This window comes from Arthrobacter sp. YD4 (assembly GCF_030410515.1).
Classification (GTDB): domain Bacteria; phylum Actinomycetota; class Actinomycetes; order Actinomycetales; family Micrococcaceae; genus Arthrobacter.
Genome location: NZ_JAUHHD010000005.1, coordinates 343,606 through 368,534, shown reverse-complemented (window position 1 = coordinate 368,534; position 24,929 = coordinate 343,606). Strand labels below are relative to the sequence as shown.

Sequence of the window (24,929 nt, the reverse complement as noted above, 5' to 3'; positions counted from 1 at the left end):
ACAAAAAATGCTGCTTTCTCCTGATCCGAGTACCTCCGATGGCACTTCGATTCACCACTTAAACGCGACACGGTCGTTGCAACTCCCAATAACGGGTGTTGCAACGACCGCTAGAAGCCGCCCACGCAGGGGAGCGGCCGCCGTCGTCGTTGTACCGCTTGTGGCGGACGCACTCCTGGCCCCGGGTCCTGGTAGCGTGCCTAGACTGGGGCCATGACCCCGGCCGAGAAAGACTTGCATACCCTGCTCGCCTCGATGCATCCGGCGGTCCGCGAAGGCGAGTATGTCTACGTCCGCTGGCCCGAGGGCAGGCCGCTGAGCGGCCACATCGCCGCCGCCGTCCGCGAGGCCGACGGGCTCACCGTGGTGCTGCCCCGCGCAGACGCCGACGCCCAGGACCTGCCCCATGACCATGCGGCGGCCTGGATCACCGCCCAGACCCCATCCGCGGACGGGGCCGCCGGGCTGACCGCCGCCATCAGTGCCGCCCTGGCCGAGGCGAAGATCGGCGTCAAAGTCCTGGCCGGTTTCCACCACGACCACCTGCTCGTCCCGGTCCCCGACGCCGAACGTGCCCTCGAGGTGCTCCACGAACTGTCCGCCGCCAGCCGGTCCGCCAGCGGCGGCACCCCGGCCCCGGAACCGCGGCTGGTGCTGCGCGACGAGCAGCCGGGGGACCGCCCGGCCCTGCTCGAGCTGACCCGCGCGGCGTTCGCGATCTCGCCGGTCACCGGGGAGCCGGTCGAGGGCGAACCCGAGGAGGTGGGGCTGCTGGCGGCCCTCTTCGAGTGCGCGGAGTACCTTCCGGCGTTCAGCGTTGTCGCCGAGCTCGACGGCGAGATCGTGGGCCACGTGATCAGCACCCGCGGCCGGGTGGGGGAGCTGGAGCTGCTGGGGCTAGGCCCGCTGGGGGTGACGCCGCGGCTGCAGCGGCACGGCATCGGCTCGGCCCTGATGAAAGAGACCATCAGCCGGGCCAACGCCGCGGGGGAGCGGGGCATCGCCCTCCTCGGCAGCCCCGGGTACTACGCCCGGTTCGGCTTCGTTCCCTCCACCTCCCTCGGCGTGCAGGCGCCGGACCCGGCCTGGGGCGAGTACTTCCAGCTGCTGCCGCTGGCGCTCTGGCCCGGGGGAGTGAACGGCACCTTCCGGTACGCGGCGCCCTTCGACGCCGCCGGCGGCCACGGCTGAGGGGTGCCGGCGCGATACGATTGTCCGGCGCCCCAGTAGCCCAATTGGCAGAGGCATCGGACTTAAAATCCGCGTGTTGTGGGTTCGAGTCCCACCTGGGGTACCCCGTCGCCGCCCCGGCCCTTCCTTTGTGAAGGGCCGGGGCGGTTTTGTGTCATCCGGGAGCGTCCTCTCGGGTGCTCTTTGCGGCCCGGGGAGAGGTTTGGGGGCGGTTTGGGGCCCTGATTCCCCCTAGGCAACGAGTGTTATAAGGATGTGACCGTAGTCACTTATTTTCGGGCTGAAATTGCACTAGCTTGAAGCTAAATCAGGAACACCTGATCTTTCGCGTCAAAGGCCGTTCGCACCTTTCGATCGAGGAGACCTCTCTATGACTTCACTCCCCCAGGCGGCGCCGCGCATTGCCAAGCTCACCGCGCTTAGCATCGGCGTCGCCCTTCTGGCTACGGCTTGTGGCGGATCGTCCACGCCCTCGTCCAGCGGCTCCGGCTCGGCTTCGGCCTCCAGCCAGGCCGGCGGCATTTCCTGCCCGGCTCCCAGCGCCTCCGCAGCTGCCAGCAGCTCGGCCAGCGCCGCAGGCTCCGTGCCCGCTTCCTCGACCACCACGGATACCCCGCTGAAGATCGGTTCGCTGCTGCCGACCACCGGTTCGCTCGCCTTCCTCGGCCCGCCGGAAATCGCCGGCGTCAACCTCGGCATCAAGGAAATCAACGATGCCGGCGGCGTCCTGGGCAAGCCGGTCGAGGTCATCCACCGCGACTCCGGCGACACCAAGACCGACATCGCCACGCAGTCCACCACCGCCCTCCTCGGCCAGGGTGTCAGCGCCATCATCGGCGCCGCCTCCTCCGGTGTCTCCAAGACCGTGATCAACCAGATCACCGGCGCGGGCGTCATCCAGTTCTCCCCGGCCAACACCTCGCCGGACTTCACCACCTGGGACGACAAGGGCCTCTACTGGCGCACCGCTCCCTCCGACGTCCTGCAGGGCAAGGTCCTGGGCAACTACATGACCACCTGTGGCGCCCAGACCGTCGGCATGATCGTCCTCAATGACGCCTACGGCACCGGCCTGGCCAAGAACATCCAGTCCGCAGTTGAGGCCGCCGGCGGCAAGGTTGTGGCCCAGGAACTCTTCAACGAGGGTGACTCGCAGTTCAGCAGCCAGGTGGACAAGGTCCTCGCCGCCAAGCCGGACGCGATCGCACTGATCACCTTTGACCAGGCCAAGAGCATCGTTCCGCTGATCACCGGCAAGGGCGTCAAGCCCACGCAGATCTTCATGGTGGACGGCAACATGTCCGACTACAGCAAGGACTTCAAGGCAGGCACCCTCAAGGGCGCCCAGGGCACCATCCCCGGTACCTTCGCCAAGGATGACTTCAAGAAGAAGCTGCTCGGCATCGACCCGGCGCTGAAGGATTACAGCTACGCAGGCGAGTCCTACGACGCCGTGAACCTGATCGCCCTGGCCGCTGAGGAAGCCAAGAGCACCAAGGGCACGGAGATCGCCAAGCACCTCAAGGACGTCTCCGAAGGCGGCGAGAAGTGCAACAGCTTCGCCACCTGCGTCACCCTGCTCCGCAACGGCAAGGACATCGACTACGACGGCCAGTCCGGCCCCGTAACGTTCTCCGACGCCGGTGACCCGACGGAAGCCTACATCGGCATTTACGAGTACCAGGATGACAACAGCTACAAGCCCGTCAAGGAAGAGTTCGGCAAGCTCTAAGCCCCGCCTCTGACTGACACACAGGAAACCCCCGTCCATCTGGGCGGGGGTTTCCTGCGTTTGCGGGCGGGTGCTGCCTGGACTCTCCGCAGCGGTTCTGGACTTGCGCTGCGGTTCCGGACTCGGGCACGCCGGATCCGGGGTGCGCAGGTCCGATTCCGCCGCGGAATCCTCGACGCCGGGCGGAAACGGCTGCGCGGAGGGGTGTGGGCACGGGGTAGGCGGGATAAGCGCGGAGCGTCCGGTTCGGCACAGTCGGCTCCTAGGCCGAGACCGAGGCGAATAATTGGTCCGGCTGGGGCGACGGTTCCAGATTTTCGCTACGGTTCCGGACAGGGGCATCGCGGGCCCGGGGTGCGGAAGTCCCAAACCTGCGCGGAAACCTACCGGTGGGTCCGTCAACGCGCAGGCGCCGAGCAAGCGCCTGCGTCCGGAGTCGGAGCCGGGAGAGGAGACACCCGGAGCACGGCGAAGGGCCGCCACCGGTGCGGTGACGACCCTTCGGAGGGGGTGAGCCTGGAACTACTCGACGGTGTCTGCCAGGGTGCCCAGGTAGAGCTGGATGACCTTGGGATCCTTCATCAGCTCCCGGCCGGTGCCGGTGTACGCGTCCTTGCCCTGGTCCAGGACGTAGCCGCGGTCGCAGATCTGCAGGCAGCGCCGGGCGTTCTGCTCGACCATGATCACGGAGACGCCGGCCCGGTTGATCTCGTGGACCCGCAGGAAGGTCTCGTCCTGCTTGACGGGGGAGAGGCCGGCCGAGGGCTCATCGAGAAGCAGCACCGCCGGGTCCATCATCAGGGCCCGGCCCATGGCGACCATCTGGCGTTCGCCGCCGGAGAGGGAACCGGCGCGCTGGGCCCGCCGCTTCGCCAGCTCCGGGAAGAGGTCCGCCACGAACTCGAACCGCTTGGCGAAGTCCTTGGGCCGCTGGAACATGCCCATCTGCAGGTTCTCTTCGATGGTCAGGGCCGCGAAGACGTTGTTGGTCTGCGGGACGAAACCGACGCCCTTGGTGACCAGCTTGTTCGCCTTCAGCCCGGTGATGTCCTGGCCGCGGACCACCACGGAGCCGGAGTGGACCTTGACCAGGCCGAACATGGCCTTGAGCAGGGTCGACTTGCCGGCGCCGTTGGGCCCGATGATGCCGATCAGTTCACCCTTGCGGGCCTCGATGCTGCACCCGTTGAGGATGTTGACGCCCGGGATATAACCGGCCACCAGGTTGGTGACCTTGACGACCGAGTCGCCGTCGAATCCGCTCTGGGCGGCGGGGGCGGGGCTCGTGGCGCTCATTCTGCGTCCTTCACTGTGCTGGGCGGCTGTTCGCCATGGTTCGGCTCCTCGGCGCTCCGCCGCCCGTGCGCCGCACCCGTGGCGGGCGCGGTTCCGGCGTCGGCGGTTTCCGTCGCGATCACATCGGAGGAGATGATGCCGGCGTTCTCGGTGCCGACGATCGATTCGTCGTCGGCCTCGAGCTCGGCGGCGAGCTCCTTGATGCCCTCGGAGTCGCCGAGGTCGACGTCGTGGTGGGCGCCCAAGTAGGCGTCGATCACGGCCGGGTTCTTCATCACCTCGGCGGGCGGGCCCTCGGCGACGATCTTGCCCTCGGCCATGACCACCACCCAGTCGGCGATGTGGCGGACCATGTGCATGTCGTGCTCGACGAACAACACGGTCATGCCCTCGGCCTTGAGGTTCTTGATGTGGTCCAGCAGCGACTGCGTCAGCGCCGGGTTCACGCCTGCCATCGGCTCGTCCAGCATGACCAGCTTGGGCCGGACCATGAGGGAACGGGCCATCTCCAGGAGCTTGCGCTGGCCGCCGGAGAGGGACGCCGCGTAGTCGTCCTTCTTGGCGTCGAGCTTGAACTTCTGCAGCAGCACCTCGGCCTGCTCGGTGATGCGCTTCTCCTCGCCGCCCCAGATTCCCTTGAACAGCGCCTTGTAGAGCTTCTCGCCGGACTGGTTGGAGGCGCCGAGGCGCATGTTCTCCATCACGGTGAGCTTGCCCATGACCTTGGTCAGCTGGAAGGTGCGGACCATGCCCATCCGCGCCACCTTGTAGGAGGAGACGCCGGCCAGGCTGTTGCCCTCGAACTGCCACTTGCCGGTGTTCGGGGTATCGAAACCGGTCAGCAGGTTGAAGAGGGTGGTCTTGCCGGCACCGTTCGGGCCGATCAGGGCGGTGATCTTGTGCCGCGGGATTTCCAGGTATTCGACGTCGACGGCGTTGATGCCGCCGAAGCTGCGGGTGACGTTCTCCGCCACCACGATCGGGTCCCGCTTCTTGCAGCCGGGCGCGATCTCCCCGGCCGCGATCGGACGGGAGTCCGTCATGTAGTCGATGGTCTCGGCGTCGGCCGTGGTGCCGGCGCCGGCCTTGGGTTCTTGGCTGTGCATGCTCATGCGAACGCCAGCTCCTTCTTATTGCCAAAGACGCCCTGCGGCCTGAAGATCATCAGCAGCATCAGGGCGATGCCTACCAGGATGTAGCGCAGCTGACCGGCCTGGACCGTGTTCAGCCAGGTGACGGCGCCGGACTCGATCAGCCCGTAGAGCACGCCCTGGGTCAGGGACAGCACCACCCAGAAGATCATGGCGCCGACGACCGGTCCCAACACGGTGCCGAGGCCGCCGAGCAGCAGGCAGGTGTACAGGAAGAACGTCAGCTCGGTGCCGTAGTTGGCCGGCTGCACCGCACCGCGGGGGAGGGTGAAGACCATACCGGCGAGGGCGCCGAGGACGCCGCCGATGACCAGGGCCTGCATCTTGTAGGCGTAGACGTTCTTGCCGAGGGAGCGGACGGCGTTCTCGTCCTCACGGATGCCCTTGAGGACGCGGCCCCACGGGCTGCGCATCAGCAGCCAGACGAGGACGCAGCACACGATCACGAGGGCCCAGCCGGCGACCCGGATGAAGAAGTCGCGGTTGTTCATGCCGAAGTAGGAGCCCTCGGGGAACGGGTTCATGGCGTAGAAGTCGCCCTCGAAGGCGGCCAGGCCGTTGGCCGAACCGGTGACCGAGGTCAGCTGGTTGGTGGTGACGATGTAACGGACAATTTCCGCGGCCGCGATCGTGACGATGGCCAGGTAGTCGGCCCGCAGCCGCAGGGTGGGGATGCCGAGCAGCAGGGCGAAGATGGCCGAGCAGACGACGGCGATCAGCAGGCCCACGAAGAACGGCACGTGGAAGCTCAGGGTGGAGATGGCGAAACCGTAGGCTCCCACCGCCATGAAGCCGGCCTGGCCGAAGTTCAGCAGGCCCGAGTAGCCGAAGTGCACCGCCAGGCCGAGCGCGGCGAGTGCGTACGCCGCCGTCGTCGGGCTGAAGATTTCTCCGGCAGCGCTGGAAAGAATGAATCCGAAGTCCATGTTTGTCTCCTAACCCACGCGCTCGCGGCGGCCCAGGATGCCCTGGGGCCGGAACAAGAGGACAACGATCATGATGAAGAGGGCTCCCACGTACTTGAGGTCGGCGGCGAGGCCGAACACGGTGGTGAGCTCCACGAAGATACCGACGATGATGGAGCCGAAGAGGGCGCCCCACACGGTGCCGAGGCCGCCCAGGGTGACGCCGGCGAAGATGAGCAGCAGGATCTGGGATCCCATGTCGAACGTGACGCCCGGCCGGTAGTAGGCCCAGAGGATGCCGCCAAGGGAGGCCAGCATGCCGCCGGTGACCCAGACGATGCGGATCACGGAGTCGACGTCGATGCCGGAGGCCGCGGCGAGGGCGGGGTTGTCGGCCACCGCGCGGGTGGCCTTGCCCAGGCGGGTCTTCAGCAGCACGACGCCGAGGACGGCGATGACGATCACGCTGATCAGCAGGGACCAGAGGTTGTTCGGCGAGATGGAGATCGGGCCGATCTGGATCTCGGCGCTCTGCGCGAACGGCAGCTGCTGGGTGGCGCCGCCGAAGTAGAACTGGATGACGTAACGGACCGCCAGGGCCAGACCGATGCTGACGATCATCATCGGCACCAGGCCGGTCCCGCGGCGGCGCAGCGGCTTCCAGAGCCCGGCGTCCTGGACGTAGCCGAAGAGGCCGCCGCCGAGGAGAGCCAGGATGATCGCGAGCCAGAACGGCAGGTTCATGGCGTTGAAGGCGAAGACCAGGACGGCCCCGAGGGTGACCATCTCGCCGTGGGCGAAGTTGGTCAGGCCGGTGGTGCCGAAGATCAGCGACAGGCCAACGGACGCCAGGGCCAGCAGCAGGCCGAAGCTCAGGCCGGCGACGAGGCGGTTGATCAGGTTCTGGCCGAAGTCCTGCTGCTGGACCACGATGCCCTTACCGAAGGCGAAGACCACGGAGAGGTTGGAGGTCTGGCTGAAGGTGACCTTGCGGGGGTTTTCCTGGCCCTCGGCGAGCTTGACGCCCTCCGGCAGGGTCTTGGTGTCCAGCTCGACTTCGTAGGTGCCCTGGGTGGGGACGCCGATGTTCCAGGATCCGTTGGCGGCCGACTTGGTGGTGCCGGTGAAGTTCTCGCCCTTGGCGGTGATGGTGACGCCGGCCAGCGGCGCCCTGTCGTCACCGCGGAGGAAGCCGCTGATGCTGTTCTGGAAGTTGGTGCTCGACGGGGATGGTGTCGGCGATGGGGTCGTGGCCTGCGATGCCGGCGCGACGATGAGCAGAAGGGCTGCGACGGCGGCGAAGACCGCGCCTACAGCTGTCATGATTCTGCCGCGGCGCCGCGGGGGCAGGCCTCGTGTTGTGCTTCTCAAAGGTGAAAACCTCCACGTGGGGATGGTCTGGGTTGCGCCGTTGCAACCGCTGCGAACGTTCGGGGGACGGGTGGAGCCGGTGGTGCGATGCGATGGAGCTGATGGTGAAGCTGGTTGTGATGTCCGTCACCCCGTTGGCCTCATGTTACCGCCCCGGCGGGACGCTAATTACCGCTCCGAGCAGGTATTACGTCGCGATCACATAACAACCGTGAAGCTGGACGCAGGTATCCAATTAGTTCAGCTAATGAAAACTTTTGTTGATCGCCATGCGTCCTAAACAATCCCCGTGCGGGGCGGGCGGGGGAGGTCACGGTTGGGTTGCGACGCCCGACGGCGGGAACTAACCCTGCCCGCGGGCCGTGGGAATTGGTAGCGTGGAAACTACCGAACTCCACCGCAGTTCATCACTCAACCCCCTTATTTGGAGGACACCAGCAATGGCACTTGGCGGAAATCCGATCTTCAACGGAAAGAACTTCCGTGGAGCCACCCAGGCACCGCCGGCCCCGCAGGCGTACGGCCAGGGTTATGGCCAGAACTACGGCCAGGCACCCTATGGCCAGAACTACGGACAGCCCCAGTACGGCCAGAACCAGTTTGGCCGGCCCCAGTACGGCCAGCAGGCCGGCTGGAACGCGGGCCAGCAGGCCATGAGCAGCGAGCAGCTGCAGGACCTGTACAACCGTCCGGCGGCCGGGCCCGCCGATGCGGGCCGGATGACGTTCGACGACGTGATTATGAAGACCGCCGCATGCCTCGGCGCCGTGATCGTCGGCGCCGCCGTGACGCTCGTCGTCGCGCAGGGGCTGGCCTCGATGCTGATGCTGGTCGGCGCGCTGGGCGGATTCGTCCTGGCGATGGTCAACACCTTCAAGAAGCAGCCCTCCCCGGCGCTGATCCTGGCCTACGCCGCCCTCGAGGGCCTGTTCCTCGGCGGCCTGACCCGCATCCTTGACGGCATGTTCCCCGGCGTCGGCCTGCAGGCCGTCATCGGCACCCTCTCCGTCTTCGCCGTGACCCTGGTGCTGTTCAAGAGCGGCAAGGTTCGCGCCACGCCCAGGGCCATGCGCTTCTTCATGATCGCCCTGATCGGCTACGCCGTCTTCGCGCTGATCAACATGGTGATGATGTGGACCGGCGCCGTGCAGTCCCCGTTCGGTCTCCGCACCTCGGTCGAGATCTTCGGCATCCCGCTGGGTGTCTTCATCGGCTTGCTGGCCATCGGCCTGGCCGCGTTCTCGCTGATCATGGACTTCACCAGCATCGAGGCCGGCGTCCGCGCCGGTGCCCCGCAGCGTTTCTCCTGGACCGCCGCCTTCGGCCTGACGGTCACCCTGGTGTGGCTGTACGTGGAGATCATCCGCCTGCTGGCCATCCTGCGCGGCGACGACTGACACGACGCTGGCTTCGGCCGACAGGGCCGACAGGCCACGATGTTTTAGGAAACGGGCCCCGCCTCACGGCGGGGCCCGTTTCGTCTGTCGGCGGTTATCCGCCGCCCGAAGGCCGCGCTAGGAGGGGAGCGCGCGGGTTGGGTACGGTGGTGCCCATGGAACCGACCGCCTCCGCCCCCGCCGACACCTCCTCTGCCGCTGGCTCCGCCGCTGGCCCCGCAGCAACCAGCCCCGCAGCAACCGACTCCGAGGCCCGCCGCTACGCCACCGGCCGGCAGTATGAACTGCGGCGCGGCGACGCGCTCGCCGTCATCACCGAACTCGCCGGCGGCGTGCGGCTCTACAGCCGCGCGGGCGTCGCGCTGACCGAGACCTACGCCGACGACGAGATCGCCCCGGGCGCCGCCGGCATCATGCTCGCCCCGTGGGCCAACCGGATCGAGGACGGGATCTGGTACCTTGACGGCAAGAAACTCCAGCTGGACATCACCGAGGTCAGCTTCAACAACGCCAGCCACGGCCTGCTCCGGAACACCGGCTACGCCCTGGTGGATGAGGACGAATTCTCCGTCACGCTCGAGGCCGCTGTCTTCCCGCAGCACGGCTATCCGTTCCTTCTCCGGCACCGGGTCCGGTACTCCCTCGGCGAGGACCTGGGACTGACCGTCCGGCAGACCCTCATCAACGACGGCCGCGACTCCGCCCCGTTCGTGCTGGGCGCCCACCCCTATCTGCGGATCAGCGACGTGCCCACCGAGGACCTCACCGTCACCGTCTCCGGCGTCACCCGCCTGGTCACCGACGAACGCCAGATCCCGCGCGATACCGAGCCCGTGGCCGGCGACTACGACCTTCGCTCCGGGCGCCGCGCCGGAGACCTGGACCTGGACAGCGCCTACACGGACCTGGAGTTCGACGGCGGCGAGGCCGGCAGCACGCTGCACGCCCCCGACGGGCGCAGCGTCACGCTCTGGCAGGACGAGCACTGCGGCTACGTCCACGTCTTCGTCACCGACCGGCTGCCCGGGCTGAACCGGGCCGTGGCCCTGGAACCGATGACCGGTCCGGCAAACGCGTTCAACAGCGGTGACGGGCTGCGCTGGCTCGCCGCCGGCGAGGAGTTCTCCATGACCTGGGGGATCCGCGCCACGCTGAACGGCTAGCGTTTCCTTTCCTAGGCAAGCTAGGGAATTATGGGGTAATGACGCCAGCTGATGACGCCCGCCCCACCCTCCCGACCGACACCACCGGTCCCGACGACCGGCCCGGAATCACCGTCCCGGGCTACGCAGATCCCGCACTGTCCGCCGCGCCGGCGGGAGTGCCGGTCACGACGGGAACCCCGGGGGAGGGGACCGCCCCGTCCGGAACCGGGCCCCGCGTGCGCACCGACCGCGAACTGGACGAGGACATCCCCTACGGCATCCGGATCGCCGCGTCCTGGGCCTGGCGGGTCGGCCTGATCCTGCTGGTCTCCGGCGCGATGATCTGGCTGCTGAGCAAGATCAGCTTCCTCATCATCCCGATCATGGTCGCCGCCCTGCTCGCCGGCCTGCTCAGCCCGGTCACCCGGTGGCTCCGGCGGCGCAAGGTGCCCAACGGCCTCGCCGTCGCCATCACCCTCCTTGGCTTCATCGGCGTGATCGCCGGCGCCCTGGCCCTGGTCGGCCGCCAGCTGACCTCCGGCTTCGGCGAACTCTGGGGCCAGGCGCTCACCGGCGTCCAGCAGGTCCAGACCTGGCTCTCCGAGGGCCCGCTGCACCTGACCGCCGCCCAGATCGACACCTACATCGAGGAAGCCACCGCCGCGCTGCAGAAAAACAGCAGCAGCATCGTCAGCGGCGCCCTGACCTTCGGAAGCACCGCCGGCCACTTCGCCGCGGGGATGCTGATCGCCCTCTTCGTCACCATCTTCTTCCTGCTCGAAGGCGAGCGGATCTGGCGGTTCCTGGTCCGGCTGATGCCGCGGAAGGCCCGCCCGGCGGTCAACGGGGCCGGGCGGCGCGGCTGGGGCTCCATGGTCAGCTACACCCGGATCCAGATGTTCGTCGCCTTCGTCGATGCCCTCGGCATCGGCGTCGGCGCCGCGATCATCGGCGTGCCGCTGGCCCTGCCGCTGGGCGTCCTGGTCTTCATCGGCTCCTTCATCCCAGTCGTCGGCGCGCTGGTCACCGGTGCCATCGCCGTGCTGCTGGCCCTGGTGGCCAACGGCCTGGTCAACGCGCTGATCATGATCGGCATCGTGCTGCTGGTCCAGCAGCTCGAAGGCCACATCCTGCAGCCGCTGGTGATGGGCAAGGCCGTCTCCCTGCACCCCGTGGCCGTCATCCTCTCCGTCGCCGCCGGTTCCTACCTGGCCGGCATCCCCGGCGCGCTGTTCTCCGTCCCGATCCTCGCCGTAGCAAACTCGGCCGTTCGGTACATCGCGGCCAGAACGTGGGAACATGATGGAGAGCTGGCAGCCGCCAACCAACCGGGCGTTTCCGCCCCGGCCGGCGCCGGCAACACCCCGGGCGACGGGTAGGAAAGCCACCCTCGCGCCGACGCAGGAACCCTAAAAGGAGACTAGTTCGTGAATACCCTCGAGACCCTTCCCGTCACATTGGACGATGTCCTGGAGGCGCAGAAGCTGCTCGACGGGATTATTACCCGGACCCCGGTGGAGTCCTCCCGGGCCCTCGGCGGCCTGGTGGGCGGCGAGGTCTACTTCAAGTGCGAAAACCTGCAGCGTGCGGGTTCGTTCAAGGTCCGCGGCGCCTACGTCCGGATGGCCAAGCTCTCCGCGGCCGAGAAGCAGCGGGGCGTCGTGGCGGCCTCAGCCGGCAACCACGCCCAGGGCGTGGCCGTCGCCGCGAAGGCCCTCGGCATCAAGGCCCGGATCTACATGCCGCTGGGCGTCGCGCTGCCCAAGCTCGCCGCCACCCGCAGCCACGGCGCGGAGGTGGTGCTCCACGGCCACAACGTCGACGAGGCACTCGCCGAGGCCAAGCGCTACGCGGACGAATCGGGCGCCGTGTTCGTGCACCCGTTCGACGACGTCGACGTCGTGGCCGGGCAGGGCACCGTGGGGCTGGAGATCCTCGAACAGATCCCGCACGTGGACACCATCCTGATGGGCGTCGGCGGCGGCGGCCTGCTCGCCGGCGTGGCCGTCGCCGTCAAGGCCCGCGCCAAGGAACTGGGCCGAACCATCCGCATCATCGGCGTGCAGGCCGAGAACGCCGCCGCCTACCCGCCCTCCCTCGCCGCGGACGCCCTGGTGCCGCTGAAACGGGTCTCCACCATGGCGGACGGCATCGCCGTCGGCCGCCCCGGCCAGCTGCCCTTCAGCATCATCCGGGAACTGGTGGACGACGTCGTCACCGTCAGCGAGGACGCCCTCGCCCGGGCCCTGATCTTCCTACTGGAACGGGCCAAGATGGTCGTCGAACCGGCCGGCGCCGTGGGCGTCGCCGCGCTGATGGAAGGGAAGATCGAGAACCCCGGCACCACCGCCGTCGTGCTCTCAGGCGGCAACATCGACCCTATGCTCATGCTCAAGGTCATCCAGCGCGGCCTCTCCGCCGCCGGCCGGTACATGACCGTGCGGATGATGCTGGACGACCGGCCCGGTTCGCTGGCCACCATCGCCCGGATCATCGCCGAGAATGACGCGAACGTCACCGGCCTGGACCACACCCGGGTGGGCGGATCGATCAGCATGGGCGACGTCTCCATCACGGTCAACCTGGAAACCAAGGGCCACGAGCACGGCGAGCAGGTCCTGGCCGCGCTCCGGGCCGAGGGGTTCCAGCCGATCGTGGTGCACTAGGCAGCCGCCGTGCTGGAAGCGCCCGAGGGGGAGCAGCGCCGGGGCACCACCGCGGCCCGCGCCCGGCAGGGACTGGCGGTGGTGGGGTCCTTCGTGGCGTTCCTCTACGCGGTGGAGTTCGTCAACACCCTCATGCTGCATTCCCTGAACCGGGTGTTCGGGCTCCGGCCGCGCACGCCCGAGGGCCTGGTGGACATCCTCACCTTCCCGCTGCTGCACGCCAGCCTGGCCCACCTGTTCTCCAACACCCTGCCGCTGATCATCTTCGGCTTCCTGGTGTTCCTCTCCGGGCTGCGGGTCTTCCTCACCGCACTGGCTGCGAGTTGGTTCGGCTCCGGGCTGACGGTGTGGCTGATCGGCGGCTACAACATCACGGTGGGCGCGTCCGGGCTGGTGTTCGGGCTGTTCGCCTTCCTGCTGGTGCGCGGCTTCCTGAACCGGCACTGGGGGCAGATCCTGCTCTCCGTGGTGCTGTTCCTGGCCTACGGCGGCATCCTCTTCGGGGTGCTCCCCACGGTGGCCGGCTATGTTTCCTGGCAGGCGCACCTGGGCGGTGCCGCCGGCGGGGTGGTGGCGGCGCTGCTGCTGCGCCGGCGCGCCACGTCGAAACCCTGAATCCTGAATACCGTCGCCTTAATCGCCGGCGCGTTAAACGCCGACGCCGGCCCGTCCCCGGGAGGGGAGGGCCGGCGTCGTCCGTTGGTGGCTAGCCGACGTACGGCTTCGCGGAGAGGATCTCCACGGTGATGTCCTTGCCGTTCGGGGCGGTGTAGCTGAGCTTGTCGCCCTCCTTGTGGCCGACGATGGCCGAGCCCAGCGGGGACTTCTCGCTGAAGACATCCAGGTCCGAGTCGCCGGCGATCTCGCGGGAGCCCAGCAGGAAGGTTTCCTCGTCGCCGGCGATCTTCGCGACGACGATCATGCCCGGTTCGACGATTCCGTCGTCGGCGGGAGCCTCGCCCACGTGGGCGTCGCGGAGCAGGACGGTCAGCTGGCGGATGCGGGCCTCGATCTTGCCCTGTTCCTCCTTGGCGGCGTGGTATCCACCGTTCTCCTTGAGGTCGCCCTCCTGGCGGGCGGCTTCGATCTTCTGAACGATTTCCGCCCGGCCGGCGCCGGAGAGGTGGTCCAGCTCTGCCTTCAGGCGGTCAAAAGCTTCCTGGGTAAGCCAAGCTGCAGTTGCGCTGTTGGTGGTCGACACGGACTTCTCCTTTGGTGGATAAACAAGCTGGTCAAACAAAACGGGTCAAACGAACTGGTCAAACAAGCAAAGACCCCGCCACGGTGGCCACTTATGGAACTCAGCAACCAGCTCAGCGGGGTTAAGGTTTTGATCCATTGTAGTCAATGCTGTGGATAAACCAAAGAACCTGAGCGGCGCAGGTCACACCGTGTTACGCGTTGCGTCACACGCTTGGGGCGGTCGTTACTTGTTGGCGGAGGGCAGCCAGCAGTTGTCGACGACGGCGGAGACCGCCTGAGATTCGGTCCGCAGCGTCACCCGCTGGGCGGTGGTGTGGCCGCCGTCGGTCCCGGCCGAGGCGTCGTTCGGGCCGATGGTGACGACCTTCCAGCCGACCACCGCGAACTTCGAATCAAGGGCCTTCACGGCGCATGCGGCGGTGCTGTCCGGGTTCTTCGTGACCTGGAAGTCCAGCTGGGCGAGGGTGGCGTCCGGGGTGCTGTAGCCGATGTCCTTGAAGCTGACGGACCCGGTGGCTGCGGAGGTTGCCACCCAGGCGAGGAAGGCCACCGCGACGGCCAGGGCCGCGATCAGGAGGTTGCGCCTGCGCTTGCGTCCGTCGGTGGTCCCGCCGGTGCTTCGGGCCCTGCCGAAGCTGCCGCCCATGGCGCGCTTTTGACCGCCGTAGCGATTGGCTAGGCTGGTGGGTGCCGGCGCGGGTGCTGCAGGCTGCTCCTCGGAAGTCACCAGTCCAGTTTAGTGTGGATCGGTCAGCCCGAAATCACCCGGCTCGAACCACCCAGAGAAGAAAGAGGAGCCGTCCGACGATGACAGCGTCCCCCAGCCCGTCCGCCCCGCTTCGGCTCCTCGCCGTCCACGCCCACCCCGACGACGAATCCAGCAAGGGCGCGGCGACCATGGCCATGTACGCCGCGGCCGGCGTCGACGTCCTGGTGGCCACTTGCACCGATGGCTCCCGCGGCGACATCCAGAACCCGCAGATGGAGTCCGCGCCGCACCCCAAGCGGGACATGGCCGGCGCCCGCCGGCTGGAGATGGCTAACGCGGCCAAGGTGCTGGGCATCCGGCAGCGCTGGCTGGGCTTCGTGGACTCCGGCCTGCCCGAGGGCGACCCGCTGCCGCCGCTGCCGGCCGGATCCTTCGCGACGCTGCCGCTGGAGCGCGCCGCCGCGCCGTTGGTCCGCCTGGTCCGGTCCTTCAAGCCGCACGTGATCCTCAGCTACGACGAGAACGGCGGCTACCCGCACCCGGACCACATCATGGCCCACCGCGTCGCCGTCGAGGCCTTCGAGGCCGCCGGCAGCCCGGACCGCTACCCGGGCACCGGGGAGGCCTGGACCCCCAGCAAGCTCTACTACGATCGTGCCTTCAGCCCGGAACGGTTCAAGGCCCTGCACTACGCCCTCGAGGAGGCCGGCCTGCAGTCGCCGTACGCCGAGCGGATCGCCGCCTGGCTTGAGGCCGACGCCGAGGGCCACACCCCGCCGGCGCCCACCCACGAAACCACCACCCAGATCCAGTGCGGGGACTACTTCGAAGCCCGGGACAACGCCCTGCGCGCGCACCGGACGCAGATCGACCCGGAAGGCTTCTTCTTCGCCGTCTCCCCGGCGATGCAGCGGCAGACCTGGCCGTGGGAGGACTACTCGCTGATCACCTCCCGCGTCCCCGCAGAACTGCCGGAAACGGACTTCTTCGCCGGGCTAAGATAGACCCAGCAGAGACTTCTATGCCGCGTAGAAAAGCGGCGTCGGAGCCCTGACCCCCAGTTCCTCACAGAAGGTTTACCCGTGCACTCCTTGTTCATTGCCCTGGCCACCGCCCCGGCGCCTTCCCCGACGCCGTCACTGCGCCCCGGGCTCGACCAGGACCAGGTCAGCCCGGGCCTGCTGGGATTCGTGCTCACCGCCTTCATCGTCATCCTCAGCGCCCTGCTGATCGTGGACATGGTGCGCCGGATCCGGCGGGTCCGCTACCGGGCCCAGGTGGAGGAAGAACGCGCCGCGGCCGAGGGCGGAGCTGACAAGGGAGCCGACGTTACTCCCGGCGCCGGGACCCTCGACGGCGGAACCCTCAACGGCGGCAGGGACGGATCCGGACCGGCCCGCCCGGAGGCCAACGGTGACGCGGGACCCGGAAGCCGCTGACACCCCCTCGGCGGGGGAGCCACCGGTGACGGGCAACGCCCTGGCCGGCGAGCCCTCCGCCTACCTGCGCCAGCACGCCGGCAACCCGATGCACTGGCAACCCTTCGGCGACGCGGCCTTCGCCGCCGCCGCGGACCGGGACGTGCCGGTCTTCCTCTCCATCGGCTACGCGGCCTGCCACTGGTGCCACGTCATGGCCGGTGAGTCCTTCGAGGACCCGGAGACCGCCCGGTACCTGAACGAGCACTTCGTCTCCGTCAAGGTGGACCGGGAGGAACGCCCCGACGTCGACGCCGCCTACATGGCCGCCACCCAGGCGCTCACCGGCGAGGGCGGCTGGCCGATGTCCGTGTTCCTGCTCCCCGACGGCCGGGCCTTCCACGCCGGAACCTACTTCCCGCCCCGGCCCATGCCGGGCCGGCCCTCCTTCCGGCAGGTGCTGGAAGCGGTCCACGAGGCCTGGGCGGAGCGCCGGGAAGCCGTGGAAGCCAACGCCGCGGCACTGGCCCGCGGGCTGGCGGACCTGCACGCCCGCTCCGCCGTGCGCCTGCAGCCCCCCGGCACGGGCAGCGACGCGGCAGATGCCGGGCCGGGCACCCCGGACCCGGAGGTGCTCGCCGACGCCGTCCGCGCGCTGGCGGCGGCCGAGGACGCCGGGGGCGGCTTCGGCGCCGCCCCGAAGTTCCCGCCGTCGGCCGTCCTGGAGTTCCTCATCAGGCACGCCGCGGTCCCGTCCGCGACAGCAGACACGGCCCGCGGGATCGCCGGGCGCACCCTGGCCGCCATGGCCCGCTCCGCGCTCTACGACCAGCTCGACGGCGGGTTCGCCCGGTATTCGGTCACCCGGGACTGGTCCCTCCCGCACTTCGAGAAGATGCTCTACGACAACGCCCTGCTGCTGCGCGCCTGCGCACACTGGGTCCGGCTGGGCGGCTCGGCCGAGTACCCCGCCGCGGAGGCCGCCGAGGCCACCGCCGGGACCGCGGACTGGATGCTGGCGGCCCTGGGCCTGACCGGCCCCGACGGCGGACTGGCCGCCCTCGCCTCCTCCCTGGACGCCGACACGGTGGTGGACGGCGTCCATCACGAGGGCGGAACCTACCTCTGGACCGCGGCGGAACTCGCCGATGTCCTGGGCCGGGAGGACGGCGCCGCCGTCGCCCGGCTCATGCATGTCGGCCCGTCCGGGGCTCCGCTGCACCCCGGCGGGGCCGCCGGCGACGGCCTCGCCGGGGAGGACCGCCGGCTCTGGCAGCGGGTGCGCCCGGCGCTGCGTGCTGCACGTTCGGCGCGGCCGCAGCCGGCCCGGGACGAGAAGGTGGTGGCCGGCTGGAACGGCCTGGCCCTCGGCGCCCTGGCCGACGCCGCCGCCGTGCTGGACGGAACCGAACTGGGAACCGAACTGAACCGGGCAGAGCTCCTGGCCGCCGGCGAGCGGATCGCGGAGTATCTGGAACGGGTGCACTGGACGCCGGGGACGGATGGGGAGCCGGGGTTGCTGGTCCGGGTCTCTCACGACGGGCGGGCCCGCGGCATTGGCGGCCTGCTGGAGGACTACGCGTTCTGCAGCGAGGGCCTCTTCGCGCTCTACGCCGCAACGGGACAGACCCGCTGGTACGCCCTGGCCGAGGGGATCCTCCTGGCCGCCTGCGAACGCTTTGCCGCCGGCGGAACCCTGCGCGACGCCGCCGGGGAGTCCGCCCAGGTGGGCAACGCCCAGGGTGGCGGCGCCGGGGCTGACCCGTTCGACGACGCCACCCCCAGCGGCGCGGCGGCTTTCGCCGGTGCGCTGCTCAGCTACGCCGCCCTCACCGGCTCCACCGGGCACCGCAGCCTCGCCGAACAGATCCTGGCCCTCCTGCCCCCGCTGGCCCGGCAGGCGCCCCGGGCCGCCGGCGGCCTGCTCGCCGCCGCCCAGGCCGCCGTCGCCGGTCCCGTGGAAGCCGCGGTCGCCGGTCCGCCGTCGGCCGCCCGCTCCGCGCTGCACCGCGAACTGCTCCGCTCGCCCAGCCCCGGCCTGGTCATCGCCGTCCAGGATGCCGAGCCGGGACCTGGCACCGCGCCGGGCCCGGTCCCGCTGCTGCACGGCCGCGAGACCAAGGGGGACCCGGTGGTGTACCTCTGCCGCGCCATGGTCTGCCACGCCCCGGCGGTGTCCGCCGCCCAGGTGCGGGAGCAACTGGCTAGCATGGCGGGATGACCCCAACCCCCGCTCAGCCAGGTCCCTTCGAGCTCGTCGTCTTCGACTGCGACGGCGTCCTGGTGGACTCCGAGGTAATCTCCGTCCACGTCGACCAGCGGGTCCTGGCGGACCTCGGCTGGGAACTGGAGCGGGAGGAAATCGTCGCCCGCTTCGTCGGCAAGAGCGAGGCCAACTTCGTCTCGAGCATCGAGAACCACCTCGGCATCGAACTGGCCGAGGGCTGGGACAGCGTCTACCAGCACTGGTACCGCGAGGCCTTCGAACGGGACCTCACCGCGGTGGACGGCATCGAGGAGGCCCTGGACCTGCTGGAGCTGCCGCACTGCGTGGCCTCCAGCGGCAGCCACGAGAAGATGCGGCGGACCCTGGGCCAGACCGGGCTGCTGAACCGCTTCGCCGGGCGCATCTTCAGCGCCACCGAGGTCCGCAACGGCAAGCCGGCCCCGGACCTGTTCCTGCACGCGGCGAGGACCCTCGGCGTGGACCCGGCCCGCTGCGCCGTCGTAGAGGACAGCGCCTACGGGGTGCAGGCGGCCCGGGCCGCCGGCATGCACGCCTTCGCCTACGCCGGGGGAGTGACCCCCGCGGAACGGCTGGCCGGCCCCGGAACCACCGTGTTCGAGGACATGCGTCTGCTGCCGGAACTGATCGCCGCCGGCCGCCCCTGACCGGCACCCGGCGGGGGGATGGGCCGCGCGGTCCGGCACCCGCCGGGGAAATTCCCCACGTACGGCGGCGGTGACCGGCGCGCCCGGGCCGCGAACCCGCCGTCGTGCTCCAAAAATGAAGAGATCCGGCGGCCGGGCCAGGCTAGACCCGGTCAGCCCAGGACGGCCATCGCGATGGCGATGTAGTGCGCTGCGAAGGCGAAGACCGTGAAGGCGTGGAACAGCTCGTGGAAGCCGAAGTGGCTGTAGCTGAAGTTGGGCTTCTTGAGGGCGTAGAACACCGCGCCGGTGATGTAGAAGGCACCGCCCACGCAGATCAGGACGGCGGCGGGGATGCTGGCGGCGAAGAAGTCGGGCAGGTAGAACAGGGCCGCGCAGCCCAAGGCAATGTAGATCGGCACGTAGAGCCAGCGCGGCGCGTGCGTCCAGAGCAGCCGGAACAACACACCCAGCACCGCCCCGGTCCAGATCAGCCAGAGCAGGAACACCGCCTTGGGCCGGTCCAGCAGGGCCCACGCCAGCGGGGTGTAGCTGCCGGCAATCACCAGCATGATGTTGGTGTGGTCGAGACGCTTCAGCACGATCTTCACGCCCGGGGACCAGTTGCCGCGGTGGTAAACCGCGCTCACGCCGAACAGCAGCACCCCGGTGAAGGCGTAGACGGCGGAGGCGATCTTCAGTTCGGTTGTGGGGGCCAGCAGCACCAGGACCAGGCCGGCGGCAAACGCCAGCGGGGCGGTGACGGTGTGGATCCAGCCGCGCCACTTGGGCTTGATCATGAGCAGCCCGGCGATCCGGACGGCCGCCTCGTCGACGGCGCCGCCCTTGCCCCGCGGGGCGCCTGCTGGGGGTGCCGGCTCCGCGGCGCGGTCGCCGTGCGGAGACAGGCTCGGTCCGGGTTCCGCTGAGTTGCGTTCCATACGGCAATAATATTCGACGCGCGGATAAGTTACCGACGGGTAGCAAGCGGGCTGGGGTAAATCGCCCGGCCCGGGTGCGCGGCCCGGCCCGCGCGGCGGGTAGCCTAGGAATGCACTCCCGTCAGACCCAAGGAAGCCAGGTGAATCCCCGGATGGAACTGCCCGGATTCCTCTATGGCTTCTACGAGCGCAGCCTGCAGCGCTCGCTGGACCCGGAACGGATCCCCCGGCACATCGGCGTGATGGTCGACGGAAACCGCCGCTGGGCCCGGCAGTTCAACGCCCCCACCAGCCAGGGCCACCAGGCAGGAGCGGACAAGATCCACGAATTCCTCGGCTGGTGCCAGGAGCTCGGGATCAAGGTGGTCACGCTCTACATGCTCTCCACGGACAACATGAACCGCTCCGGCGAAGAGCTTGAGCTGCTGATGGGCATCATCGCCAACACCCTCGACCGCCTGGACGAGGACGAGGACGTCTCGGTCCACGCCATGGGCGCCCCCGAACTGCTCCCGGACTACCTGGCCGAGCGGCTGAACAAGCTCACCGCCCGCACCCCGGCGCACGAGAAGATCCACGTCAACGTCGCCGTCGGCTACGGCGGCCGGCGCGAAATCGTCGACGCCGTCCGCGAACTGCTGCACGACGCCGTCGCCCGCGGCGCCGACATCGGCAAGCTCGCCGACGAGCTCACTGTTGACGACATCTCCCGCTTCCTCTACACCCGTGGCCAGCCCGACCCTGACCTGGTCATCCGCACCTCCGGCGAGCAGCGGCTCTCCGGGTTCCTGATGTGGCAGAGCGCCTACAGCGAGTTCTACTTCTGCGAGGCCCTCTGGCCCGCCTTCCGCAAGGTCGACTTCCTGCGCGCCCTGCGCGACTACGCCGGCCGGCAGCGCCGCTTCGGGGCCTGAAGCGTTCACCCGCCTGTCACCTGATGTCCGCAAGAATCGCCGAAAAATAATCCGGCAATCGACGCGCGGTGGAAGTACGTTAATCCCATCAGCGGGCAAACCGCCGGCTGATCGGGGAGGCCAGTACATGGAGCGGACGTCCGCACCGGGTGTATGGGAGGCCGCGTCCGGCCTCAGGGCCGAACCGCCTCACCACTAACCTTTCCGGGCCTGGGGGCCCGGGGCTGGAGTCGATGTGGCTATTTCCGAAGCACTGCCCACCGTCAGTTCCACCGAGGGCACGCAAGCTACCTCTCGCACCACGCGAGCCAAATCCACCGCCGGCGCGGCCGCCCCGCAGGGCGCGACCACCCGAAGCTACGTCATCGACACCTCCGTCCTGCTCTCGGATCCGCGGGCGCTGCTGCGCTTCGCCGAACACGAGGTGATCGTGCCGATCGTGGTGATCACGGAACTGGAAAGCAAACGGCACGACCCGGAACTGGGCTACTTCGCCCGCAAGGCCCTCCGCCTCCTCGACGACCTGAGGGTGGAGCACGGCGGCCTGGACCGCCCTATTCCGCTGGGGGCCGACGGCGGCACCCTGATGGTGGAGATGAACCACATCTCCGCCGAGGTGCTCCCGGCCGGCTTCCGCGGCGGTGACAACGACAGCCGGATCCTGGCCGTCGCCAAGAACCTCTCCAACGAAGGCCGGGACGTTACCGTGGTGTCCAAGGACCTGCCGATGCGCGTCAAGGCCTCCGCCATGGGCCTGCTGGCCGACGAGTACCGCAACGAGCTCGTCAAGGACTCCGGCTGGACCGGCCTGGCCGAGATCGACGCCGCCGAGGAGGACGTGGCCACGCTCTACGGCCACGAACCGGTCTTCATCCCGGCCGCCGGCGAACTGCCCGTCAACACCGGCCTGGTGCTGCTCTCCAGCCGTGGTTCGGCCCTGGGCCGGGTGGGCTCCGACAAGCAGGTCCGGCTGGTCAAGGGCGACCGGGACGTCTTCGGCCTGCACGGCCGCTCCGCCGAGCAGCGCCTCGCAATCGACCTGCTGCTGGACCCCTCCGTCGGGATCGTCTCCCTCGGCGGCCGCGCCGGCACCGGCAAGTCCGCCCTCGCCCTCTGCGCCGGCCTCGAGGCCGTCCTGGAGCGCCGGGAACACCGCAAGGTGATCGTCTTCCGCCCGCTCTACGCCGTCGGCGGCCAGGAACTGGGCTACCTGCCCGGATCAGAGGCGGAGAAAATGAACCCGTGGGCGCAGGCGGTCTTCGACACCCTCGGCGCGCTGGTCAGCCAGGAGGTGGTCGAAGAGGTGATGGACCGCGGCATGCTCGAGGTCATGCCGCTGACCCACATCCGCGGCCGCTCCCTGCACGACGCCTTCGTGATCGTCGACGAGGCACAGTCCCTGGAGAAGAACGTCCTGCTCACGGTCATGAGCCGGATCGGCCAGAACTCCAAGATCGTCCTCACCCACGACGTCGCCCAGCGCGACAACCTCCGCGTCGGCCGGCACGACGGCGTCGCCGCCGTCGTCGAAACCCTCAAGGGCCACCCGCTCTTCGGCCACATCACCCTCACCCGCTCCGAGCGCTCGCCGATCGCCGCCCTCGTAACGGACCTGCTCGAGGGGGCTGAGATCTAGGCGCACCTGTCGAAGGGGCCGTGGCTCGGTTCGCCGGGCCACGGCCCCTTCGTTTGTCGGCGTGGCCGGGTTCGCCGGGCCACGGCCCCTTCGTTTGTCGGCGTGGCCGGGTTCGCCGGGCCACGGCCCCTTCGCCGTCGCTTAGACACGTCCCATTGGCCCCCGCCGGTCGCTGGGCGACCTCTGGAGGCCAATGTACCGCGATGCGCGACTACGCGAAGAGCCCGCGGCGCGGCTTGTGCGTCAGTCGCCCACGCGTCAGTGGGACCCCCGGATGCGTGGGTCGCGCACGCATCGCTGCGCTACCCGTTCAGGCTTGTGCGTCCACCACCCGCGCGGGGCTGCGGTGGCCCGCTAAGGAGCGCATCGCCGACCAGAGCGAAGCGAAGGTCGCCCAGCGACCGCAGCGCAGCGACGGGAGGTGTCTAAGCGACGGCGGGGCGCCGCCGCCCCGCACCCGACGTGCCTGCAAAATCCAGCCCCTAGACGTCCCGCCAAAGCCAGCCACGGCGGACGGGGACGGCAACCTACGAGATGCCGAGGAACCGGGCGGTGGGTTCGTGGCCATGGACCGTGAGGGTCCAGTCGGGGCGCTTGAACGTGGCGGGGGTGAGGCGGACGCGCTGGGAGTCCTGGAAGTCGCCGCCCCAGTTGACCCGGACGGTGCCGTTCAGTTCGTAGCCGAGCGAGCGAGAGACGCCCAGGGACTGCTGGTTCCAGGCGGCCGCCTCGGACTCGGCCACCTCGGCGCCCAGCCAGTCGAAGGCGTAGAGGGCGACGGCGGCGCGCATCTCCTTGCCGAAGCCCTGGCCGTGGACGCTGCGCTTCAGCCAGGAGCCGGTGCCGACGGTCTTCAGCGTGGCGAAGTCCTTGGCCGCGATGTCCTGGCAGCCGATGAATTCGCCGTCGTGCCAGATGCCCAGCAGCATCGTCCATTCCTCCGGGGTCATGCCGGCCCGGCAGCGCCAGTACCACTTCGCCATGTTCGGGCCCAGTTCCTCGGCGGGCTTCTCGGCCCATGGCGAGCTGAACGGGTTCCGCCCCGGCTCGTGCACGCCGGAGAGGGCCGCATCGATGGCTGCCGGGATGTCGGCGTCCTGTATGGGGCGCAGGGTCAGGCGCGGGGTGTGGAGGCTCAGGGCGAAGGGCGGCCAGAACGCGGCGGTATCGGTCATCGGGGAAGCCTACCCATGCCGGCGGAGTCACACCAGTCACACCAATGCACCGCATCCGCAGCGCCCGCCGGGCAGCATCGAGTAGCATCCGAGGGTGATCCAACGATTGGGCGAGCTGGGAGCGGCGGCGCCGGCCTTCTGGCTGGCGGCCCTGGCGTGCCTCTACTTCCTGGTCCTGGCGGTGCGGCTGACCGTGATCGACGTCCGCCACCACTTGCTGCCCAACCGGATCGTCTTCCCCGCCTACCTGGTGGCCGGGGTGCTGCTGCTGGGTGCGGCGCTGCTGGCGGCGGTGAACGGGCACGACGGCGGGACCTCCGCCGCCCTGTTCGGGGTCCCCGGCCTGCGGGTCTTGGCCGGCGCGGCCGCGCTGTGGCTGTTCTACTTCCTGCTGCGCGCCGTGTACCCGGCCGGGATGGGCTTCGGGGACGTGAAACTGGCCGGGGTGCTCGGCCTGTACCTGGGCTTCCTGGGCTGGGGGCACCTGTTCGCCGCCACCTTCGCGGCCTTCCTCTTCGGCGGGCTCTGGGGCGTGGCCCTGCTGGCCTCCCGGCGCGGGACCCTGAAGTCGGACATCCCTTTCGGGCCCTTCATGCTGGCCGGCGCCGCGGCCGCCATGCTGCTCCTGCCCGCAGGATAGGCTGGCAGGCATGGCCACCCCCGACTTCATCCTGACCCTGCGCGAAAAAGTCGGCCACGACATGCTCTGGATTCCCGGCGCCCGCGCGGTGGTGTTCGACGACGCCGGCCGGGTGTTGCTGGGCCAGCGCGCGGACAACGGCCGCTGGGGCCTGATCACCGGCATCCTGGAACCGGGCGAGGAACCGGCGCCCGGGATGCTCCGCGAGGTGTTGGAGGAAACGGGCGTCGTGGCCGAGGCCGAGCGGCTGGTCTCGGTGGACACCGTGGGCCCCACGGTCTACCCGAACGGGGACAGTTGCCACTTTCTGACCCTGGTGTTCCGCTGCCGTTACGTCTCCGGGGAGGCCCGGGTCAACGACGACGAATCCCTCGCCGTGGGCTGGTTCCACGCGGAAGACTTCCCGGAGCTGCTGCCGGGACACCTGAAGGACATCGAGCGGGCCCGTGAGGCCGACGGCGCCGCTTATTTCCGCCGATAGTCCACGTCCGCCGGTAGGTCCGGGCACTCCAGACACCGCACACGACGGCGGCCGGCACCTTCGCGGGAAGGTGCCGGCCGCCGTCGT

General features: G+C 69.2%; 23 protein-coding genes and 1 tRNA gene. 16 read left to right on the top strand and 8 right to left on the bottom strand.

The window, feature by feature from the left end; translation table 11 throughout:
* Positions 1-213: 213 nt before the first annotated feature.
* The 3 genes from QWJ39_RS14580 (at position 214) to QWJ39_RS14570 (ending at position 2,923) form a co-directional block, all read left to right on the top strand.
* Positions 214-1,191, top strand: a complete 978-nt coding sequence (locus tag QWJ39_RS14580; RefSeq protein ID WP_290258568.1) for an ACT domain-containing protein — start codon at positions 214-216, stop codon at positions 1,189-1,191.
* Positions 1,192-1,220: 29 nt separating this feature from the next.
* Positions 1,221-1,294, top strand: a tRNA-Leu gene (locus tag QWJ39_RS14575).
* A 267-nt stretch (positions 1,295-1,561) separates the two neighbouring features.
* Positions 1,562-2,923 carry an ABC transporter substrate-binding protein gene (locus QWJ39_RS14570; RefSeq protein WP_290258567.1) on the top strand — a complete coding sequence of 454 codons (1,362 nt, stop codon included), beginning with the start codon at positions 1,562-1,564 and terminating at the stop codon, positions 2,921-2,923.
* A gap of 522 nt (positions 2,924-3,445) precedes the next feature.
* Here the strand turns inward: QWJ39_RS14570 and QWJ39_RS14565 are convergent.
* From QWJ39_RS14565 to QWJ39_RS14550, 4 genes are read right to left on the bottom strand one after another with little or no spacing between them, the layout of a single operon-like run.
* Positions 3,446-4,219, bottom strand: coding sequence for an ABC transporter ATP-binding protein (locus tag QWJ39_RS14565; RefSeq protein WP_290258566.1), 774 nt, complete (start codon positions 4,217-4,219; stop codon positions 3,446-3,448).
* Positions 4,216-5,331, bottom strand: a complete 1,116-nt coding sequence (locus tag QWJ39_RS14560; RefSeq protein ID WP_290258565.1) for an ABC transporter ATP-binding protein — start codon at positions 5,329-5,331, stop codon at positions 4,216-4,218. The genes QWJ39_RS14565 and QWJ39_RS14560 overlap by 4 nt, the downstream gene beginning before the upstream one ends.
* Complete coding sequence (locus tag QWJ39_RS14555; RefSeq protein ID WP_290258564.1) at positions 5,328-6,296, bottom strand: branched-chain amino acid ABC transporter permease; 969 nt, start codon at positions 6,294-6,296, stop codon at positions 5,328-5,330. The genes QWJ39_RS14560 and QWJ39_RS14555 overlap by 4 nt, the downstream gene beginning before the upstream one ends.
* Before the next feature lie 9 nt (positions 6,297-6,305).
* Positions 6,306-7,598: a branched-chain amino acid ABC transporter permease gene (locus tag QWJ39_RS14550; RefSeq protein ID WP_290258563.1), complete on the bottom strand. Its 1,293-nt coding sequence runs from the start codon at positions 7,596-7,598 to the stop codon at positions 6,306-6,308.
* Positions 7,599-8,086: 488 nt separating this feature from the next.
* Here QWJ39_RS14550 and QWJ39_RS14545 point away from each other — a divergent pair, with 488 nt between their 5' ends.
* The 5 genes from QWJ39_RS14545 (at position 8,087) to QWJ39_RS14525 (ending at position 13,469) form a co-directional block, all read left to right on the top strand.
* Entirely contained in the window at positions 8,087-9,043 is a 957-nt protein-coding gene (locus QWJ39_RS14545) for a Bax inhibitor-1/YccA family protein (protein WP_290258562.1), read from the top strand.
* 155 nt (positions 9,044-9,198) lie between these two features.
* On the top strand, positions 9,199-10,206 hold the full coding sequence (locus QWJ39_RS14540; protein WP_290258561.1) for an aldose 1-epimerase family protein: 1,008 nt from the start codon (positions 9,199-9,201) through the stop codon (positions 10,204-10,206).
* Positions 10,207-10,244: 38 nt separating this feature from the next.
* Entirely contained in the window at positions 10,245-11,567 is a 1,323-nt protein-coding gene (locus QWJ39_RS14535) for an AI-2E family transporter (RefSeq protein ID WP_290258560.1), read from the top strand.
* 48 nt (positions 11,568-11,615) lie between these two features.
* Positions 11,616-12,854, top strand: a complete 1,239-nt coding sequence (gene ilvA / locus QWJ39_RS14530) for a threonine ammonia-lyase (protein ID WP_290258559.1) — start codon at positions 11,616-11,618, stop codon at positions 12,852-12,854.
* Between the two features lie 9 nt (positions 12,855-12,863).
* Complete coding sequence (locus QWJ39_RS14525; protein WP_290258558.1) at positions 12,864-13,469, top strand: rhomboid family intramembrane serine protease; 606 nt, start codon at positions 12,864-12,866, stop codon at positions 13,467-13,469.
* Between the two features lie 91 nt (positions 13,470-13,560).
* Here the strand turns inward: QWJ39_RS14525 and greA are convergent, their stop codons facing one another.
* Positions 13,561-14,055: a transcription elongation factor GreA gene (gene greA / locus QWJ39_RS14520; RefSeq protein WP_290258557.1), complete on the bottom strand. Its 495-nt coding sequence runs from the start codon at positions 14,053-14,055 to the stop codon at positions 13,561-13,563.
* 225 nt (positions 14,056-14,280) lie between these two features.
* Positions 14,281-14,784 carry a DUF4307 domain-containing protein gene (locus QWJ39_RS14515; protein ID WP_290258556.1) on the bottom strand — a complete coding sequence of 168 codons (504 nt, stop codon included), beginning with the start codon at positions 14,782-14,784 and terminating at the stop codon, positions 14,281-14,283.
* Positions 14,785-14,864: 80 nt separating this feature from the next.
* On the opposite strand from QWJ39_RS14515, the gene mca reads away from it, so the two are divergent.
* The 4 genes from mca (at position 14,865) to QWJ39_RS14495 (ending at position 19,076) form a co-directional block, all read left to right on the top strand.
* The gene (mca, locus tag QWJ39_RS14510) at positions 14,865-15,770 is read left to right on the top strand and encodes a mycothiol conjugate amidase Mca (protein ID WP_290258555.1); all 906 of its coding nucleotides are present in this window, start codon (positions 14,865-14,867) and stop codon (positions 15,768-15,770) included.
* A 78-nt stretch (positions 15,771-15,848) separates the two neighbouring features.
* Positions 15,849-16,205, top strand: coding sequence for a hypothetical protein (locus QWJ39_RS14505; RefSeq protein ID WP_290258554.1), 357 nt, complete (start codon positions 15,849-15,851; stop codon positions 16,203-16,205).
* Between the two features lie 25 nt (positions 16,206-16,230).
* The gene (locus tag QWJ39_RS14500; RefSeq protein WP_290258553.1) at positions 16,231-18,405 is read left to right on the top strand and encodes a DUF255 domain-containing protein; all 2,175 of its coding nucleotides are present in this window, start codon (positions 16,231-16,233) and stop codon (positions 18,403-18,405) included.
* A complete protein-coding gene (locus tag QWJ39_RS14495; protein WP_290258552.1) occupies positions 18,402-19,076 on the top strand; it encodes an HAD family hydrolase in 675 nt (224 codons plus the stop codon). Before QWJ39_RS14500 ends, QWJ39_RS14495 begins: the two co-directional genes overlap by 4 nt.
* Before the next feature lie 152 nt (positions 19,077-19,228).
* Here QWJ39_RS14495 and QWJ39_RS14490 read toward each other — a convergent pair whose 3' ends face one another.
* Positions 19,229-19,870 (bottom strand): hemolysin III family protein, encoded by a 642-nt coding sequence (locus QWJ39_RS14490; RefSeq protein WP_290258590.1) that lies wholly within the window; start codon positions 19,868-19,870, stop codon positions 19,229-19,231.
* A 278-nt stretch (positions 19,871-20,148) separates the two neighbouring features.
* On the opposite strand from QWJ39_RS14490, the gene QWJ39_RS14485 reads away from it, so the two are divergent.
* Positions 20,149-20,910 (top strand): isoprenyl transferase, encoded by a 762-nt coding sequence (locus QWJ39_RS14485; RefSeq protein WP_290258551.1) that lies wholly within the window; start codon positions 20,149-20,151, stop codon positions 20,908-20,910.
* Between the two features lie 235 nt (positions 20,911-21,145).
* On the top strand, positions 21,146-22,546 hold the full coding sequence (locus QWJ39_RS14480; RefSeq protein WP_290258550.1) for a PhoH family protein: 1,401 nt from the start codon (positions 21,146-21,148) through the stop codon (positions 22,544-22,546).
* Positions 22,547-23,073: 527 nt separating this feature from the next.
* On the opposite strand, the gene QWJ39_RS14475 is transcribed toward QWJ39_RS14480, so the two are convergent.
* Entirely contained in the window at positions 23,074-23,721 is a 648-nt protein-coding gene (locus QWJ39_RS14475) for a GNAT family protein (RefSeq protein WP_290258549.1), read from the bottom strand.
* A 94-nt stretch (positions 23,722-23,815) separates the two neighbouring features.
* Here QWJ39_RS14475 and QWJ39_RS14470 point away from each other — a divergent pair, with 94 nt between their 5' ends.
* Both QWJ39_RS14470 and QWJ39_RS14465 read left to right on the top strand, forming a co-directional pair.
* Complete coding sequence (locus QWJ39_RS14470; RefSeq protein WP_290258548.1) at positions 23,816-24,361, top strand: prepilin peptidase; 546 nt, start codon at positions 23,816-23,818, stop codon at positions 24,359-24,361.
* Between the two features lie 10 nt (positions 24,362-24,371).
* Complete coding sequence (locus tag QWJ39_RS14465) at positions 24,372-24,842, top strand: NUDIX domain-containing protein (protein ID WP_290258547.1); 471 nt, start codon at positions 24,372-24,374, stop codon at positions 24,840-24,842.
* The last annotated feature ends 87 nt before the right edge of the window (positions 24,843-24,929 follow it).